General features: G+C 66.8%; 16 protein-coding genes. 6 read left to right on the forward strand and 10 right to left on the reverse strand.

What is annotated here, in order from left to right; all coding sequences use genetic code 11:
- Window positions 1-111 precede the first annotated feature (111 nt).
- From gatB to GNZ21_RS10490, 8 genes are read right to left on the reverse strand one after another with little or no spacing between them, the layout of a single operon-like run.
- Window positions 112-1,629, reverse strand: coding sequence for an Asp-tRNA(Asn)/Glu-tRNA(Gln) amidotransferase subunit GatB (gene gatB, locus GNZ21_RS10455; protein ID WP_157324048.1), 1,518 nt, complete (start codon window positions 1,627-1,629; stop codon window positions 112-114).
- Entirely contained in the window at window positions 1,629-3,203 is a 1,575-nt protein-coding gene (gatA, locus tag GNZ21_RS10460) for an Asp-tRNA(Asn)/Glu-tRNA(Gln) amidotransferase subunit GatA (protein ID WP_157324050.1), read from the reverse strand. Before gatA ends, gatB begins: the two co-directional genes overlap by 1 nt.
- A gap of 7 nt (window positions 3,204-3,210) precedes the next feature.
- Window positions 3,211-3,507 carry an Asp-tRNA(Asn)/Glu-tRNA(Gln) amidotransferase subunit GatC gene (gatC, locus tag GNZ21_RS10465; protein WP_157324052.1) on the reverse strand — a complete coding sequence of 99 codons (297 nt, stop codon included), beginning with the start codon at window positions 3,505-3,507 and terminating at the stop codon, window positions 3,211-3,213.
- 28 nt (window positions 3,508-3,535) lie between these two features.
- Complete coding sequence (locus tag GNZ21_RS10470) at window positions 3,536-4,309, reverse strand: protein phosphatase 2C domain-containing protein (RefSeq protein ID WP_229659326.1); 774 nt, start codon at window positions 4,307-4,309, stop codon at window positions 3,536-3,538.
- A 48-nt stretch (window positions 4,310-4,357) separates the two neighbouring features.
- Entirely contained in the window at window positions 4,358-5,773 is a 1,416-nt protein-coding gene (locus GNZ21_RS10475) for an adenylate/guanylate cyclase domain-containing protein (RefSeq protein ID WP_308805440.1), read from the reverse strand.
- Window positions 5,766-6,371, reverse strand: a complete 606-nt coding sequence (locus tag GNZ21_RS10480; RefSeq protein WP_157324054.1) for a hypothetical protein — start codon at window positions 6,369-6,371, stop codon at window positions 5,766-5,768. The genes GNZ21_RS10475 and GNZ21_RS10480 overlap by 8 nt, the downstream gene beginning before the upstream one ends.
- A gap of 22 nt (window positions 6,372-6,393) precedes the next feature.
- Entirely contained in the window at window positions 6,394-7,239 is an 846-nt protein-coding gene (locus GNZ21_RS10485; RefSeq protein ID WP_157324057.1) for a biotin--[acetyl-CoA-carboxylase] ligase, read from the reverse strand.
- Between the two features lie 4 nt (window positions 7,240-7,243).
- Window positions 7,244-8,092, reverse strand: a complete 849-nt coding sequence (locus tag GNZ21_RS10490; RefSeq protein WP_157324060.1) for an SDR family oxidoreductase — start codon at window positions 8,090-8,092, stop codon at window positions 7,244-7,246.
- 158 nt (window positions 8,093-8,250) lie between these two features.
- Between GNZ21_RS10490 and GNZ21_RS10495 the strand changes: the two genes are divergently transcribed.
- From GNZ21_RS10495 to GNZ21_RS10510, 4 genes are all read left to right on the forward strand, one after another.
- Window positions 8,251-9,852, forward strand: a complete 1,602-nt coding sequence (locus tag GNZ21_RS10495; protein WP_157324062.1) for an acyl-CoA carboxylase subunit beta — start codon at window positions 8,251-8,253, stop codon at window positions 9,850-9,852.
- Window positions 9,849-10,088 (forward strand): hypothetical protein, encoded by a 240-nt coding sequence (locus tag GNZ21_RS10500; protein WP_157324064.1) that lies wholly within the window; start codon window positions 9,849-9,851, stop codon window positions 10,086-10,088. Before GNZ21_RS10495 ends, GNZ21_RS10500 begins: the two co-directional genes overlap by 4 nt.
- A complete protein-coding gene (locus tag GNZ21_RS10505) occupies window positions 10,085-10,822 on the forward strand; it encodes a Maf family protein (protein ID WP_157324066.1) in 738 nt (245 codons plus the stop codon). Before GNZ21_RS10500 ends, GNZ21_RS10505 begins: the two co-directional genes overlap by 4 nt.
- A gap of 91 nt (window positions 10,823-10,913) precedes the next feature.
- Window positions 10,914-12,701, forward strand: a complete 1,788-nt coding sequence (locus GNZ21_RS10510; protein WP_157324068.1) for an acetyl/propionyl/methylcrotonyl-CoA carboxylase subunit alpha — start codon at window positions 10,914-10,916, stop codon at window positions 12,699-12,701.
- Between the two features lie 24 nt (window positions 12,702-12,725).
- Here GNZ21_RS10510 and GNZ21_RS10515 read toward each other — a convergent pair whose 3' ends face one another.
- Window positions 12,726-13,445 carry a TVP38/TMEM64 family protein gene (locus tag GNZ21_RS10515; protein ID WP_229659327.1) on the reverse strand — a complete coding sequence of 240 codons (720 nt, stop codon included), beginning with the start codon at window positions 13,443-13,445 and terminating at the stop codon, window positions 12,726-12,728.
- A 39-nt stretch (window positions 13,446-13,484) separates the two neighbouring features.
- Between GNZ21_RS10515 and GNZ21_RS10520 the strand changes: the two genes are divergently transcribed.
- Both GNZ21_RS10520 and thpR read left to right on the forward strand, forming a co-directional pair.
- Window positions 13,485-14,228, forward strand: coding sequence for a M50 family metallopeptidase (locus GNZ21_RS10520; protein ID WP_157324070.1), 744 nt, complete (start codon window positions 13,485-13,487; stop codon window positions 14,226-14,228).
- A gap of 102 nt (window positions 14,229-14,330) precedes the next feature.
- On the forward strand, window positions 14,331-14,960 hold the full coding sequence (gene thpR, locus GNZ21_RS10525; protein ID WP_157324072.1) for an RNA 2',3'-cyclic phosphodiesterase: 630 nt from the start codon (window positions 14,331-14,333) through the stop codon (window positions 14,958-14,960).
- A gap of 4 nt (window positions 14,961-14,964) precedes the next feature.
- On the opposite strand, the gene GNZ21_RS10530 is transcribed toward thpR, so the two are convergent.
- A partial coding sequence (locus GNZ21_RS10530) for a threonine/serine exporter family protein (RefSeq protein WP_157324074.1) occupies window positions 14,965-16,150 on the reverse strand: 1,186 nt, incomplete at its 5' end.

A 16,150-nucleotide genomic window follows, 5' to 3' on the forward strand; every position in this document is an offset into this window, starting at 1 on the left:
CCGTTGCCGGTTACTTTACACGCTGAAGTGATCTGAGTCACTCATTAAATGGGAGCGGCGCCCCAAGAACTTACTCTCTTGGGGCGCCGTCGTAGCAGATCAGACGCGGAGTTAGCCTTCGATGCCGAGTTTCTGCAGGACGATCTCGCGGACCTTGCCAGCATCAGCCTGACCGCGGGTCTCTTTCATCACCGGACCGATGAGCGCGCCGATGGCCTTGAGCTTGCCGGCGGCCACTTTCTCCACCACATCGGGGTTTTCGGCCATGGCCTTCTCCACAGCGGCGGTGAGCGCGCCGTCGTCGGAGACCACCTCCAGGCCGCGGGCCGCCACGATCTCCGCCGGGGATCCTTCGCCGTCCACATGGTGCTCCAGGACCTGGCGGGCGATCTTGTCGTTGATCCTGCCCTGCTCGATCAGCCCGTTGAGCTCCACGATGGTGGCCGGGGACACGCCCAGCTCGGCAGGCTCGGTGTCCCGGGCGTTGGCAAGCCGGGAGATCTCGCCCATCCACCACTTCCTGGCCACGGCCGGAGCCGCTCCCTGCTCCACGGTCTCCTCGATGGCGTCGAGCAGCCCGGCGGCGATCACATCTCGGAACTCCGCGTCGGTGTAGCCCCAGGACTGGCGCAGCCGGCGGCGTCGCTCTGCCGGAGGCTCCGGCAGCTCCGCGCGCAGTGCGGCCACCCATTCCTCGGTGACGGTGACCGGCACCAGGTCGGGTTCGGGGAAGTACCGGTAGTCATCGGCGTCGGACTTGGGCCGCCCGGAGCTGGTGGTGCGGGTGGTCTCCTGCCAGTGCCGGGTCTCCTGGACGATGGACCCGCCTGCGGCCAGAATCCCGGCATGGCGGCGGATCTCGTAGTGCACCGCATGCTCCACCGCGCGCATGGAGTTCACGTTCTTGGTCTCGCTGCGGGTGCCGAACCGGCTGGAGCCCTTGGGCATCAGGGAGACGTTGGCGTCGCAGCGGACATTGCCGCGCTCCATCCTGGCATCCGAGATGTCCAGGGCCTTGACGATGTCCCGGATGGCCGAGACATAGGCCCGGGCGATCTCTGGGGCGCGCTCCCCGGCGCCGGTGATGGGTTTGGTGACGATCTCGATCAGCGGCACCCCGGAGCGGTTGTAGTCCACCAGCGAGTACTCCGCGCCCTGGATGCGCCCGGAGGTGCCGGCGTGGGTCAGCTTGCCGGCGTCCTCCTCCATATGGGCCCGTTCGATCTCCACCCGGAAGATCTCGCCGTCGTCCAGCTCCACATCCAGGTGCCCGTCGAAGGCGATGGGCTCGTCGTACTGGGAGGTCTGCCAGTTCTTGGGGGTGTCCGGGTAGAAGTACTGCTTGCGGGCGAACCGGCAGTAGGGGGCGATCTGGCAGTTCAGCGCCAGACCAAGCCTGATCGCCGATTCCACGGCCTTGCCGTTGACCACCGGCAGGGTGCCGGGCAGCCCCAGGCAGACCTCGTTGACGTTGGTATTGGGCTCATCGCCGAAGGCGTTGGGCGCCGAGGAGAACATCTTGGTGGCGGTGTTCAGCTCCACATGGACCTCGAAGCCCATCACCGGCTCGTAGCGCTCCAGGGCCTCCTCGAAGCTCAGCGGCTGCGCTTCCGTCAGAGTCTCAGTCATCAGTTCGCTCCTTCCACAACGGACGACGACGCCGCCCCGGCGGTCTCTGCCAGCTCAGGGATCTGTGCCCACAGCGGCTCGGCATCGGTCTGCAGCAGCTTCTCCAGGGCTCCGGCTGCGTGGTAGACCCGGGCATCCTCCCTGGCCGGAGCCAGGAACTGAATGCCCACCGGCAGGCCCTGCTCGTTCTCGTCATAGCTGAGCCCGCCGGGTACCGAGATGCCGGGTACACCGGCCAGGTTGGCCGGGATGGTGGCGATGTCATTGAGGTACATGGCCAGCGGGTCATCCAGCTTGGCCCCCAGCGGGAAGGCCACGGTGGGGGCGGTGGGGCTGATCAGCACATCGGCCTGTTCGAAGGCGGCCTCGAAGTCCCGCTGGATCAGGGTGCGGATCTTCTGGGCCGAGCCGTAGTAGGCGTCGTAGTAGCCGGCCGAGAGCGCATAGGTGCCCAGGATGATGCGGCGTTTGACTTCCTCGCCGAAGCCGGCGGCCCGGGTGGCTCCCATGACCCGCTCGATGGTCAGCGGCCCCTCCTCGGGGAGCACCCGGGTGCCGTAGCGCACCCCGTCGTAGCGGGCCAGGTTGGAGGAGGCCTCCGAGGGCATGATCAGGTAGTAGGCGCCCAGGGCGTAGTCGAAGCTGGGGCAGTCCACCTCCACGATCTCGGCTCCGGCACTGCGCAGCGCCTCGAGTGCCTCCTGGAAGCGGGCGAGCACTCCGGCCTGGTACCCCTCGCCCTGCAGCTGCTTGATGATGCCGATGCGCAGTCCGGTCAGCTGGTGGTTGCGGGCGTGCTCGCTGAAAGCGGGCACCTCCTCGGGCAGGGAGGTGGAGTCCTTGGGGTCGTGGCCGCCGATGAGCTCGTGCAGCAGCGCGGCGTCCTCCACGGTGCGGGCCACCGGGCCGATCTGGTCCAGGGAGGAGGCCATGGCGATGGCCCCGTAGCGCGAGACTGACCCGTAGGTGGGCTTGGTGCCCACGGTGCCGGTGACCGCGCCGGGCTGGCGGATGGAGCCGCCGGTGTCGGTGCCCAGGGCCAGCGGGGCCTCGAAGGCGGCCACTGCCGCTGCCGAGCCGCCGCCGGAGCCGCCCGGGATGCGCCCGGTGTCCCAGGGGTTGCGGGTGGGCCCGTAGGCCGAATGCTCGGTGGAGGAGCCCATGGCGAACTCGTCCAGGTTGGTCTTGCCCAGGATCGGCAGCTTCGCCGCCCGGATCTTCTCCACCACGGTGGCGTCATAGGGGCTCATCCACCCCTGCAGCATCTTGGAGCCGGCGGTGGTGGGCTGACCCTTGGTCACGATGAGGTCCTTGACCGCGATCGGCACGCCGGCCAGCGGGTGAAGGGCCTGGGCGCCGGTGCCTCCGGCGGCACGGATCTTGTCCACCTCTGCGGCGGTCTCCAGGGCCTCCTCGGCGGAGACGTGCAGGAAGGCGTTGATCGTTCCGTCCACCGCAGCGATCCGGTCCAGGTGGGCCTGGGTGAGCTCCACTGCGGTGATCTCTCCGGCACGGAGCTTGGCTGCCATCTGGGCTGCGGTGAGCCTTACGAGCTCTGCGGGCGTCGTCGTCATCTTCTTCTCACTCCCCATCCAGGATGGCCGGAACTTTGAACCGTGAGTCCTCAGCATCGGGCGCATTGGCCAGCGACTCCTCGGCGGTGAACACATGGCCCACCACATCCTCACGGAACACATTGGTCAGCGGCAGCGGATGGCTGGTGGCAGGCACATCCGCCCCGGCGGCCTCCTGGACCTGCTTCACAGAGTCCACAATCACGCCGAGCTCGCTGGTCATCTTCTCCAGCTCGGCATCGGTCATGGCGATATGGGCGAGTTTTGCAAGATGCTCGACGTCGGCGCGCGAGATCTCAGACATAGAGCTCCCTAGAAAGTTGGCTGCTGTACTACGTGACATCTACAAGTATGACGGTGACATTGTCCCGGCCGCCGTGGCGCAGCGCCTGGTGGATCAGCCAGTCAACGGTCTCCTGGGCATTGCGCCCGGCATTGAGGATCTGGGCGATCTGCTCATCGGTGAGCTCCCCGGTCAGCCCGTCGGAACAGACCAACAGCCGCTGGCCGGTATCCACAGTGGCCGTGGTGAAGTCTGCCCCGAGCATATCCCCAGCGCCCAGGGCACGGGTGATCACATTGCGCTGCGGATGCGAGTGCATCTCCGCGGCGGTGATCATCCCAGAGTCAGCCAGTTCCTGGACCTGGGAGTGGTCCCGGGTGAGCCGGATCAGCGCCCCGTCGTTGAGCAGATAGGTGCGCGAGTCGCCGATATTGAACACCAGCCACTGCCACTGGCCCCGGTGGTCCTCGCCAGTGTGGTGGTCGGCGGCCTCCACCACTGCGGCACCGGTGAGCGTGGTGCCGGCCTTGGAGTTGGTGGCTTCCCTGATCCGGGCGTCGGCATCGTCTAAGAACCTCTGGAGATCTTGCTCGCCGACCTTACCGGCATGGGATTCCCAGCCTTCAGCGAGTGCCTGGACAGCCAACGACGACGCCACCTCACCGGCCTCGTGCCCACCCATTCCGTCGGCCACCGCATAGAGCCGGTCGGTGACCACGAAGGAGTCCTCGTTGAGCTCACGGCGCAGGCCGACATGGGAGCCGTAGCCGTAGTCGACATACGGCACCGCAGTGCTGTCGGCGGAATTGGCGCTGGTGCTCACGGAACTATCTTGTCACGAATAGATACCGCACCGTTATCTCCGCGTGCTCTAGCTGTTATCCAGGGCGATGCTGCTGCCGCGGGCGCGCAGCAGCATGCTGAGAGCTACCTCGCCGAAGCCGCGGACGATCCGCGGCGGCTGCGGCACCAGCATGTAGTCCGGGTTCTCCTCGAGGCGGGCGGCGGTAGTGGAGTCCACCAGGATGGTGCCCGGATCGGCTAGGGAGGTCAGCCGTGCCGCGAGGTTCACAGTGGGGCCGTAGATGTCTCCCATCCGGGACAGCACCCGGCCCCAGACCACTGAGACCCGCGCCTCTGGGAGCACATCATCTGCGGCGATGGTCTCTGCCAGAGCCAGCGCAATCTCTGCCCCGGCCTCCGGGGTCTCGGCGTTGTAGAGCACCTCATCACCCACGGTCTTGACCAGCCGGCCCCCGCCGATGGAGATGATCTCCGCGCATCGGGACTCGAAGCGCTGCACCATATGGGCCAAGGTGCGCTCGCTCATCTGCCGGGAGAGCGATGTGTATGAGACCAGGTCTGCGAAGCCCACCGCGCGGGCCAGCGGCAGCGGCGCGTCCGGCTCGCTGCCGTCACGTCCCCGGGAGACCGAGGCCAGGCCCGACTCCACCCGCACGGTGAGCCGCTGCAGGGCGGCTGAGAGCTGACGCCGCCAGGCATAGCTCATCAGCTGCTGCAGGGGGTCGATCAGCTCCGGCAGGGCCTCGACCACCTGACTGCGCGCCTCAGCGTCGGAGAGCTCCTGGTTGGCGATCTTGTCCTCGACCAGCGCTTCGATCTGCCAGACCACCATGCGGTCGGTCATCTGGCCCACGGAGCGGGTCAGGCTGATCGCGGTCTCCTGATTGAGGTGCCCCTCCCGGACCAGGTCCACCATCTGGGCTAGGGCCTCGGCATCGGCCTCGGTGAAGGCCTTGACGTCCTCCTCCAGGTTGGGGAAGCCCAACGCCCGCCAAAGCCGGCGGGCCGAGCGGGTGGAGACTCCCATCCGCTGGGCCATCTCACGGTAGGTCAGGGTACGCTCGGCGCCCAGCAGCCGGTGCTCCAGGTGCCGGATGTTCCGGTGCCAGTCACGCTCCTCCAAACTGGGCGCGGGAATCGGCGCAGTGGCGGAGGCGCCTTCGGAGTGGGTCTCCGGCAGCGGGTGACCGGTGAAGGCGGCTGCACCTTCGGGATCGGTCGGGGTTGCGGTCGGTTGCCGGGCCCCGGGCCGGGGCGGGGCGGGGCTGGTCTGGCGGGTGCTGGGACGGCCGGTGCGCACTGTAGGGAAGTCGCTCCAGTCAGCCCGCGCGGCGGAGAGCTCCTCTGCGGTATAGCCGCCCTCATCGCCCAGGCGGGGCAGCTCGGCAGTCTCATCGGCCATATAGGGGCTGGCCCCGAACCCGCGCTGGCGGGCGCGCTTCCAGGAAGGGGGCGGCCCCTGCCCGGTGATTTCCTCAGACACGGCCGGCTCCGAAGGAGGCGCCGTGGACATCTCCGCGGGCGGCAGCGGAGAACTGGGCCTGCTGGGCGGCTGCCGCTCTGGCCTGGGCCCGGCGCCGGTACTCGCCCAGCTCCTGGGCCAGCAGAGTGTTGAAGCCCTCGGGATCTGGCAGGTCGCGCAGTCTGGTGCGTTGGTGCTGGCCGTAGGCGCCATGGATCAGCACCAAATCTCCGGCCCCGGCCATCTCCTGCATATTGGTGCGTTTGATCTGGTGCTGGCTGAGCAGTGCCAGCGGGATCACCGTGGGCTGGGGTGCTCCGACGAGGTTCTTCTCCACCAGCCGGTCAGTGGTCAGGAAGGTGAACCGGTTCAACCATCCGATAAGCGGCTTCAGCGTGCCCAGCCCCAGGCTGAGCAGCCCCGCCGCCCAGACCAGGAACACCGCGATATGGCTGTACTGCTGCACGAACTCCGGCTGGGTATCCCGGGTGAGGTACCCCAACAGAAAACTCATCAGGGCGATGGTCACCAACAGATTCACTGCAGCTGGGATCAGCGCCCGGTGGTGCGCGCGGGTGCGCAGGATCACCTGTTCGCCCTCAACGAGTCTCAGCAGCATGGTCACCAGTCTACGTCGGGGCTCAGGCCCCGCCGGACTGGCGCAGATGATACACATCTCCCACAGAGAAGCTACGACGCCGCCCGTCCACCTCTACTGCCAGAGCACCCTCGGGCTCGACTCCGGTGGCGGTGCCGTGAGCTGTGCTGCCGTCGGGAAGCTCCACCCGGACCTGCCTGCCGACCGTGCTGATCACCGCGATGATCTCCTGCCGGATCGGCTCAATATCACCTGCCCCCTGGATCCGCTGCAGGAGTCCGGCCAGGCTCTCCAGCCAGTCGGCCAGCAGTTCGGTGCGCAGCCGGGCCGCCTGCGGGCTGTCCGGGGCCGGAGCGGGCAGCCCAGCCCGCTGCAGCTCCAGCAGCAGGGAGGTTGCGGTGGGGATGGGGAGCTGATCTGCGCTCAGCAGCACGTTGATCCCGCAGCCCAGGATGACCGTCTCTGGGGACTGCGGCGGAACTGCAGCCAGGATGCCGGAGATCTTGCGGTCTTCCACATGCACATCATTGGGCCATTTCATCGCTGCGGGCAGACCCCGGCTGCGCAGCACCCCGACTAGGGCAAGGCCGGCCGCCAGACTGAGCCAGTGCCTCTGCTCTGGGGGCAGACTGGGCCGCAGCACAATGGAGCTGGATAAGGAGCCGCCGCCGGGCGAGGACCAGGCCCGGGCCAGTCTGCCGCGCCCGCCCGTCTGCTCCTCGGCGGTGAGCACCGAAAGATGCGGCCACTGCTCGGAGAAGCCCGGCTGGGCCGAGGCAGCCAGCAGATCGGCATTGGTGGAGCCGGTGGACTCTACCCGGTGCAGCCGTGCGTAGAGGCCTGGCTGCACCAACCGCCGGTGCAGCAGCTCAGTGTCCAGAGGGTGCATCTCGTTACAGGAAGAAGTCCGGCAGCAGCTCGGCACTGGGGTCCACCGCATAGTCGCTGAAGTCGGTGATCCCGGTCTCCCGGAGCACCTGCTCATCGGTGAGGAAGGTCCCCGAGTCCAGGTCGGCCTCGCCGGTGATCAGCGCGTAGGCAGCCTCGGCCACGATCTGGGGCCTGCGGGCCCCGGGGACCAGGTCCTTACCGCCGGGGATATTGCGTACCGCCTCGGTGGCGATCAGCGTGACCGGCCAGAGGCTGTTGACCTTCACTCCGGCGCTGGCGAGCTCTGCGGCCAGTCCGATTGTGGTCATCGACATCGCGTATTTGCTCATGGTGTAGCCCAGGTTCTGGGCGAACCATTTGGGGTCCAGGTTGATCGGCGGGGACAGGGTGAGGATCTTCGGGTCCCAGCCCGACTGCTGGGCGCTGGCGCGCAGATGCGGAATCGCGGCCCTGGACAGGGCGAAGCTGCCGCGGGCATTGATGTCCTGCATCAGGTCGTAGCGCTTCATGTCTTGGTGCTCTGCCGGGCGCAGATCAATGGCTGAGGCGTTGTTGACCACAGCGTCGATTCCGCCGAAGCGCTCCACCGCGGAGTCCACCGCCCGGGTGATGTCCTCGTCGTTGCGGATATCACCGACGATAGCCAGGCCTTGCCCTCCGGCGGCTTCAACATCGGCCACTGCGGTGTGCACCGTGCCGGGCAGGGTGGGGTGCGGCTGATCGGTTTTAGCAAGCAGCACGATATTTGCACCGGCTGCCGCCAGTTTCACCGCAATGGCATGGCCGATCCCCCGGCTGCCGCCGGAGATCAGAACGGTCTTGGAGGCGAGCGAGGCTGTGGGCTGCGTCATAGCCCCTTAGCTTACTGACCGGTAGCTAACACCGCTACCAGGTGAGGTGTGCGGCGTCGTCCTAAATTTGTAGGGTCCATACATTAGGACGTCCCAGCATCCTCATTAGACTGTGCTTCAGTTTGTAGGACCTCGACGAAAGTGCGCCGAAAACCACTATGGAAGATTCCCCGCAGCCGATACCGCGGCCCAAGACCACTGCCGATAAGCTGTCAGACTTCCGGGCCCGGCGGGATAAGACCCTGGCACCGGCCGGCGAGGAGGCCATCGCCAAGCAGCACAACCGCGGCAAGCACACCGCCCGCGAGCGCATCGAGATGCTGCTGGATGAAGATTCCTTTGTGGAGCTCGACGCCCTTGCCGTGCACCGCACCCATGCCTTCGGAATGGAGAAGAAAAAGCTGCTGGGCGACGGCCTGGTCTCCGGCTACGGCACGGTGGACGGCCGGCTGGTGGCCGTCTACGCCCAGGACTTCACCGTCTTCGGCGGATCCCTCTCTGCGGTCAATGGGGAGAAGATCGTCAAAGTCCAGGAGTTCGCCGCCCGCAATGGCTGCCCGGTGATCGGAATTAATGACGGCGGCGGGGCGCGCATCCAAGAGGGTGTGGCCTCGTTGGCGATGTTCGCCGATATCTTCCGCAATAATGTGCACGCCTCGGGGGTGGTTCCGCAGATCACCTTGATCATGGGCCCTGCCGCCGGCGGTGCCGCCTACTCCCCGGCGCTGAATGACTTCGTGATCATGGTGGATAAGACCAGCCATATGTTCATCACCGGACCTGATGTCATCAAGTCGGTCACCGGTGAGGATGTGCAGATGGAGGAGCTCGGCGGGGCGCGCACCCATAACACCACCACCGGCACTGCCGCCTATATGGCCGCCGATGAGGCCGATGCCATTGAGTTTGCCAAAGAGCTGCTGGAGTTCCTGCCGCTGAACAATTTGGCGGAGGCCCCGGTGGAGCCTTTTGAGGCCCGGCCCAAGATAGAGGCCGAGGATGAGGCGCTGAACTCGATGATTCCAGACTCCGCCTCCGCTCCCTATGACATGACTCAGCTGGTGGAGCAGCTGTTGGATGACGGGTACTTCCTGCAGCTGCAGGCGATGTACGCGCCGAACATTCTGATCGGCTTCGGCCGGGTGGAGGGGCGTTCGGTGGGCGTGGTGGCCAATCAGCCCAGCCAGCTCGCCGGCACCTTGGACATCTCCGCCAGTGAGAAGGCTGCACGGTTCGTGCGGTTCTGCGATGCCTTCAACATCCCGGTGCTCACTCTGGTGGATGTGCCCGGGTTCCTGCCGGGCACCGACCAGGAGTGGAACGGGATCATCCGCCGCGGGGCCAAACTCCTCTACGCCTATGCGGAGGCTACAGTGCCCAAGATCACTGTGATCACCCGCAAGGCCTTCGGCGGGGCCTATATTGTCATGGGCTCCAAGAAGCTCGGCGCCGATGTGAACCTGGCCTGGCCCACCGCCCAGATCGGGGTGATGGGTGCCCAGGGCGCGGTGAACATCCTCTACCGCCGCGAGTTGGCCGCGGTGGAGAAGGCCGGCGGGGATGTGGAGGCTCGCCGCGCAGAGCTGATCGAGGAGTACGAGTCCGCACTGCTTAATCCCTATCAGGCCGCTGAACTGGGCTATATCGACGCGGTGATCGAGCCGGCAGAGACCCGCTGGCAGATTGCCAGGGCGCTGCGCGCCACCTACCACAAGCGCGAGCAGCTGCCCGCAAAGAAGCACGGAAACATTCCACTGTGAACGATCAGACCCTACCGGTCCACGGGGCCGAGCTCACCGCAGAGGAGACTGCCGCTGTGGTGGCTGTGTTGGGCACACTGGCCTCCGCAGAGCCGCAGAGCAATGACGACGCCGGGGGCACCGGTCCCGCTGACCGTACCGTGCAGCGCCGGCACCGGCTGCAGGATTCCCAGCACGGCCTCTGGGGCCGGCCGGGCCCGACGTCCTGGTACCAGGCCGCTGGAGGCATGCGATGAGCACTCACACACCCCGGCTGATTCTTGCCTCGGCCTCACCTAGCCGCAGAATGATCCTCGAGCAGGCCGGCATCAGCTTCGAGGTGGTGGTCTCTGAGGTGGATGAGCCGGTGCTGGTGGAGCAGGCGGTGGAGGCCGGCGGCCCGCTCTCACCCGCCGAGGAGGCCGAGCTGCTGGCCCGGGCCAAGGCTGAGGATGTGGCCGCCAAGCCTGAGGCCCGCGGTGCTCTGGTGCTGGGCTGCGACTCGGTGTTCGAGCTGGACGGCACCTCCTACGGCAAGCCCTACAAAGTGGAGGTGGCGGTGCAGCGCTGGCGGCAGATGCGCGGACGGACCGGGCATCTGCACACGGGGCACTGGTTGGTCGACGCCAGAGCGGCCAAGCACGGCGCTCCGGACAAAATGCTCTCCGGGTTCCTGAAGGCGATCATGGGGGAGGTTCCCCAGGGCCCCAGCGGGGAACTGCCGGCAGCCTCCGAGACGGTCTCCTCGCAGGTGCACTTCGGCACCCCCACTGATGCCCAGATCCGCAGCTACTGCGAATCCGGAGAGCCGCTGCACTGCGCCGGGGCTTTCACCCTGGAAGGCGGCGCGGCGGAGTTCATCGACAGGGTGGATGGGGACCGGGAGGCCGTGATCGGGGTCTCCCCGGCCGCCCTGGGCCGGCTGCTGGAGCAGCTGGGGCACAGCATCAAGGATTTCCACGCTCCGCCATCGGAGGGTGGGCACAAATGACCACATATCAGGGTATTTTCGGGCCGAACTATGGGCGTTTGTGCCCACCGAACAGAGAAGACCAACAATCGCAGGATCAAAGGACAAGTTGATGAGCCAGTTCAACAAAGTACTGATCGCCAACCGCGGGGAGATCGCGGTGCGGATCATTCGGGCCGCCCAGGATGAGGGGATCGCCACGGTGGCGGTCTACGCCGAACCTGATCGCCAGGCTGTGCATGTGGGCCTGGCTGACCAGGCCTATGCCCTGGGCGGTGACACCGCCGCGGACTCCTATCTGGTGATCGATAAGCTGCTGGCAGCCGCCGAGGCCACCGGAGCTGATGCGGTGCACCCCGGGTATGGGTTCCTCTCCGAGAACGCGGAGTTTGCCCGTGCGGTGATCAGCGCAGGGCTGGTCTGGATCGGTCCCAGCCCGCAGGCTATCGAGCTGCTGGGCGATAAGGTCTCCGCCCGCCAGCTGGCCGAAAAGGTGGGCGCTCCGCTTGCCCCGGGCACCAAGGAGCCGGTCAGCTCCGCCAAAGAGGTGCTGCGCTTCGCTGAGAAGCAGGGCCTGCCGCTGGCCATCAAAGCTGCCCATGGCGGCGGCGGCCGCGGCATCAAGGTGGTCCGTGAGCAGGAGGAGATCGTAGAGCTCTACGAATCGGCGGTGCGGGAGGCCACTGCCGCCTTCGGCCGCGGCGAGTGTTTCATCGAGAAGTTCCTGGACAAGCCCCGCCATGTGGAGACCCAGTGCCTGGCCGATGCACACGGCAACGTGGTGGTGGTCTCCACCCGGGACTGCTCCCTGCAGCGGCGGAACCAGAAACTGGTGGAGGAGGCCCCTGCCCCCTTCCTCACCCGGGCCCAGAACCGGCAGCTGTACCGGGCTTCAAAAGCGATTCTCAGGGAGGCAGGCTACACCGGCGCAGGCACCTGCGAGTTCCTCATCGGTGCTGACGGCACCATCAGCTTCTTGGAGGTCAACACTCGGCTGCAGGTGGAGCATCCGGTGACCGAGGAGGTCACCGGGATCGATCTGGTACGGGAGCAGTTCCGGATCGCCCGTGGGGAGAAGCTCGGCTATGACGATCCGGCCGTTCGCGGGCACAGCTTCGAGTTCCGGATCAACGGGGAGGATCCCGGGCGCAGCTTCATGCCCGCCCCGGGCCAGCTGGAGACCTTCGAGCTGCCCTCCGGGCCAGGGGTGCGGGTGGACTCCGGGGTCCGCGCTGGGGAGACCGTCTCCGGGGCCTTCGACTCGATGGTGGCCAAACTGATCGTCACCGGCGCAGACCGCCGCCAGGCCCTGCAGCGGGCCAAACGAGCCCTGGCCGAGATGAAGGTGGAAGGCATGCCCACTGTGATTCCCTTCCACAGCAAGGTGGTGGAGGACCCCGCATTCGCTCCGGAGCTCGAACAGCCCCGGGCCGGCGGATTCAGCGTGCACACCCGGTGGATCGAGACCGAGTTCGTCAATGACATTCCGCCGTTCAATGCACTCACCGCCCACCCCGCAGGCGCGGACCAGCAGGACCGCGAGGAGGTGGTGGTCGAAGTCAACGGCAAGCGGGTCACCGTCAATGTTCCGGCCTCATTGGCGGCCGGAAAACTGACCGGCAGTGGCCAGGCTGGTGCCAAGAAGAAACGGCGCAAGCGCACCGCTGCGGCTGCGGCGGCCAGCGGCAATGACCTGACTTCACCTATGCAGGGCACTGTGGTGAAGGTGGCAGTCAAGAACGGTGCCAAGGTCGCTGAGGGTGATCTGGTGGTGGTGCTGGAGGCGATGAAGATGGAGCAGCCGATCACCGCGCATAAGGCCGGTAAGGTCAAGGGGCTGAAAGTGGAGCCGGGCACCAGCGTCAAGGCCGGCGAGGTATTGGCTGCTATCGCTGACTGAGCGGAGCCGCACCGCCGCTCGCACCTACTCTCGCCTGGCGCTGCGCCAGAGGCGGTAGGCCAAAACCGTCAGGACCACGACGACGCCCCAGGCCACCAGTACCTGCACCCCGGTGAGGATGCCCGGCTCGGCAATGAATGCCCCTACCGCCACCAGGGAGATCTGGCCGGGGATGACCGAGAGCAGGCTGGCCGGAACGTAGACCGCAGTGCGCACCCCGAAGGCCCCAGCCCCATAGTTCACCGGCCAATAAGGCACGCCGGGCATCAGCCGCAGCACGCAGACTGCCTCGAAGCCGGCGCTGGTGAGGTGGTCCTCCACCCGTGGCCGGTGCTTGCCCAGCATCCGCAGCACCGTGCGTTTGCTCAGGCCCCGGGCCAGCCAATAGGCGCCCCAGGCGCCGAAGAAGGCGCCGAGCACCGCGAGCACACTGCCGATGACCACACCGAAGAGGAATCCTCCGGTGACGGCCATGATTGTCACCGGAATGGGAGTCAGTGCCACCAGTGCGTAGAGGCCGGTGAATACGAACCAGGCGGCCCACCCGAAGCCTTCGATGGTCTCCTGGAGCTCCCGCACCGGGGGAAGGTCCACATTGAACAGCAGCCAGGCCATGCCCAGCACCACGGCCACCAGGGCGGCATTGCGCAGGGCGGTCAACCAGGGCGACTCCTGCCCCTCGGGCTGACCCGGCTGCTCGGGCTGAGAAGGCTCGGCGGCGGCGTCGTCCTCTGCGCTGCTCATCCCGGTCATGCTATCCCGTACCGGCTACTATCGAATCCCGTGACTGAAACTGTGCAGGATGCCCTCGGCGCGATCGTTGAGCGCTGGGGCGTCACCGCCTCCCCCGAACCCGAGATAGTGCTGGCCATCACCGCCGCGGTGGTGCTGCTGACTGCCGTGCCGCAGATCTGGCGGGTGGCCAGGCAGGCCTCGACCATAGTGCATGAGATGGGGCATGTGTTCGCTGCGGTGCTCACCGGGCGCCGGGTCTCCGGGATCAAGCTGCACAGTGATACCTCTGGGGTGACGGTCTCCCGCGGCAGGCCGCAGGGACCCGGGCTTCTGCTGACCTTCCTGGCCGGCTACCCCGCTCCGGGACTGCTGGCTGTGGGGCTGGTCTGGCTTGGTGCGGCGGGGCACGCAGGAGCTGCGCTGACCGTCTTCCAGGTGATTCTGGTGCTGGCGCTGCTGCTCTCGCGGAACTTTGTGGGGATCGTCTCCTGTCTGCTGGCGGTTATGGGCACCGGGATCATCTGGTGGCACAACGACCCGCAGATCGTGGGCTATACCGTGGTCGCGCTGGGGGTCTTCTATGCCCTGGCGGGGGTGCGCGGCACTCTGGATGTCTGGCGGGTGCACCTGACCCGGCGGCGTCGTCGGCCTGCTGAGGTGGCCGGGACTGATGCGGCACAGGCGGGGCGGGCCTGGCGCTTGCTGCCGCTGCCGGCCCCGTTCTGGCTGCTGCTGTTCCTGGTGCTCAGCCTGGCCAGTGCGGCAGCAGTCTTCTGGCTGCTCTTCGCCTGAGACCAGTCCCAGCTCTCAGGGACCGCTGTCGCTGATCATCTGAGCAAGCCCGTCCACCGAGCCCCGGAATGCTCCGGCGCGGTGGGGATGTTGATCACAGGTATGCGTCTGTTTGTGGGCCTCTTTCCGCCCGAGCACGTCAGCGATCACCTCAGTGCGGCAGTGGAGTCTGTCAACAACGACGCCGCCACCGGTGAGATCACCGGGCGAGGCCGTCCCGCACTGCGCTGGGTGGCTCCGGAGGACCGGCACATCACCCTGGCCTTCTACGGGGAGGTCCCCGCTGGCGCCGTGGAGGATCTGAGCTCCCACCTGCAGGCTGAACTCCATGACACCGCCCCGATCGCGCTGCGGCTGCGAGGCGCCGGGGTCTTCACCGGCCGCACGCTCTGGGCCGGAGTGCAGGAGCAGGCCGCGGCAGAGCATTCCAACGGTGCCAGTCCGCTGATCAACCTGATGCGCCGAGTGGAGGAGGTGGGCGCGGGGTACGCCCGCAACCCTGGGCTGCCCGCTGCCCGGGAGCGTCGTCGTGCTCATCTCACCCTTGCCCGGACCCGCGACCGGCGCAGGGGTGAGGAGCAGCTCCGGCGCCGGGCCGAGGCGCTGGCCGTCTACGAGGGTCCGGTGTGGACTGCGGACACTGCCCACCTTGTGCTCTCCGAGCTCGGCGGCGGGCGATCCGGGGCCCCGCTCTACACCGCGTTGGCAGAGATTAACTGGGGACTGCGGTGAGTACTTACCGGCGCCGCCCGCGTGAGCGCTCATTGGACTGGAACCGTTTGGTGGCCGGGCGCATGGTGACATCTCCGAGCACGATGCCCGCAGCGATGGCCATGATGATGATCAGTGCGTCAAAGAGCTGGTAGAGGCCGGCTGTGCGGTATGCCGCAGACTCGCTGATCGCAATCTGGTACATCCCGCGGAAGATCAGCAGACCGGGCAGCATGAACATCATGGCCGGCACGGCCACCACCAACTGCGGGGCGCCCAGCCACAGTGCGGTGACCCGGGCCAGGGCCCCGATGATCACAGCTCCGATCAGCGGGGTGAACCAATCGCCCAACCCCAGCAGCTCACCTGCGTAGAACCCGGTGAAGCCCAGGGCCGCAACTGCTCCGGTGGGCAGCAGCAGGCGGTAGGGGGCCTGCTGGACTACTGCCGCGCTGATCGCCGTGAGAAAGACCAGGATCATCAGTACAGCTGCCGGATAGATCCGAGTGATGCCCTCGGCGACCTCCACCTGCGGGGCACCAGCCTGATGGCCCAGCACCACTGCGACCATAATGCCCGCGGTCATCCCCGCGAAGGCGACCAGGGAAGAGACCAGGCGGCCGGCCGCGGTGATCGGAAATGCGTTGATCGTATCCTGGATGGCCGAGACGATGCGCACGCTCGGAAGCAGAATCATCAGCCCGCCGGCCACCACCATGGAGGGGGTGATATCGGCACCGGCGTAGAGCGCGCTGAGGGCGACCACGGTGGCCAGCAGCCCACCGGCGGCCAGGGCGAAGATCTCAGGCATCCGCCAGGTAGACAGAACCTTGGTGACCGCCAGTACCAGCAGTGTGGCCACAAAACCCAAGGCGGCATCCAGCGGTGGAGCTCCGGTGTAACTGGCAAAGAGTCCGGCGAATACCGCACCGGCAAGGGTGGCCACCCAACGTGGATACGGTTTGGGCTGGCGGGTGATCTCCAGGAGTCGGGTCTCGGCCTCGGCACGTCGCAACCGGCCGGAGATAATGTCAGTGACCAGCTGATGGACCTCGGAGAGCGCCCGGAAATTGACGGACCAGGAGCGGACCACCCGCACCCGGGAGTAGGGGATCTTCCCCTCCGGAGCCCAGTTCAGAATGATCGATTGGTTGGTGATGTCCACATCGGTGTTCTTCATCCCAAAGGCCGCAGTGACCGCGATGATCGAG

Origin of the sequence: Nesterenkonia alkaliphila (genome assembly GCF_009758175.1) — a bacterium.
GTDB classification, from domain to species: Bacteria; Actinomycetota; Actinomycetes; order Actinomycetales; family Micrococcaceae; genus Nesterenkonia; species Nesterenkonia alkaliphila.

Coding starts and splice junctions, on each gene's coding strand:
- gatB (WP_157324048.1), bottom strand. CDS start 1,629: ATGACTGAGACTCTGACGGAAGCGCAGCCGCTGAGCTTCGAGGAGGCC.
- gatA (WP_157324050.1), bottom strand. CDS start 3,203: ATGACGACGACGCCCGCAGAGCTCGTAAGGCTCACCGCAGCCCAGATG.
- gatC (WP_157324052.1), bottom strand. CDS start 3,507: ATGTCTGAGATCTCGCGCGCCGACGTCGAGCATCTTGCAAAACTCGCC.
- GNZ21_RS10480 (WP_157324054.1), bottom strand. CDS start 6,371: ATGCTGCTGAGACTCGTTGAGGGCGAACAGGTGATCCTGCGCACCCGC.
- GNZ21_RS10485 (WP_157324057.1), bottom strand. CDS start 7,239: ATGCACCCTCTGGACACTGAGCTGCTGCACCGGCGGTTGGTGCAGCCA.
- GNZ21_RS10490 (WP_157324060.1), bottom strand. CDS start 8,092: ATGACGCAGCCCACAGCCTCGCTCGCCTCCAAGACCGTTCTGATCTCC.
- GNZ21_RS10495 (WP_157324062.1), top strand. CDS start 8,251: ATGGAAGATTCCCCGCAGCCGATACCGCGGCCCAAGACCACTGCCGAT.
- GNZ21_RS10505 (WP_157324066.1), top strand. CDS start 10,085: ATGAGCACTCACACACCCCGGCTGATTCTTGCCTCGGCCTCACCTAGC.
- GNZ21_RS10510 (WP_157324068.1), top strand. CDS start 10,914: ATGAGCCAGTTCAACAAAGTACTGATCGCCAACCGCGGGGAGATCGCG.
- GNZ21_RS10515 (WP_229659327.1), bottom strand. CDS start 13,445: ATGAGCAGCGCAGAGGACGACGCCGCCGCCGAGCCTTCTCAGCCCGAG.
- thpR (WP_157324072.1), top strand. CDS start 14,331: ATGCGTCTGTTTGTGGGCCTCTTTCCGCCCGAGCACGTCAGCGATCAC.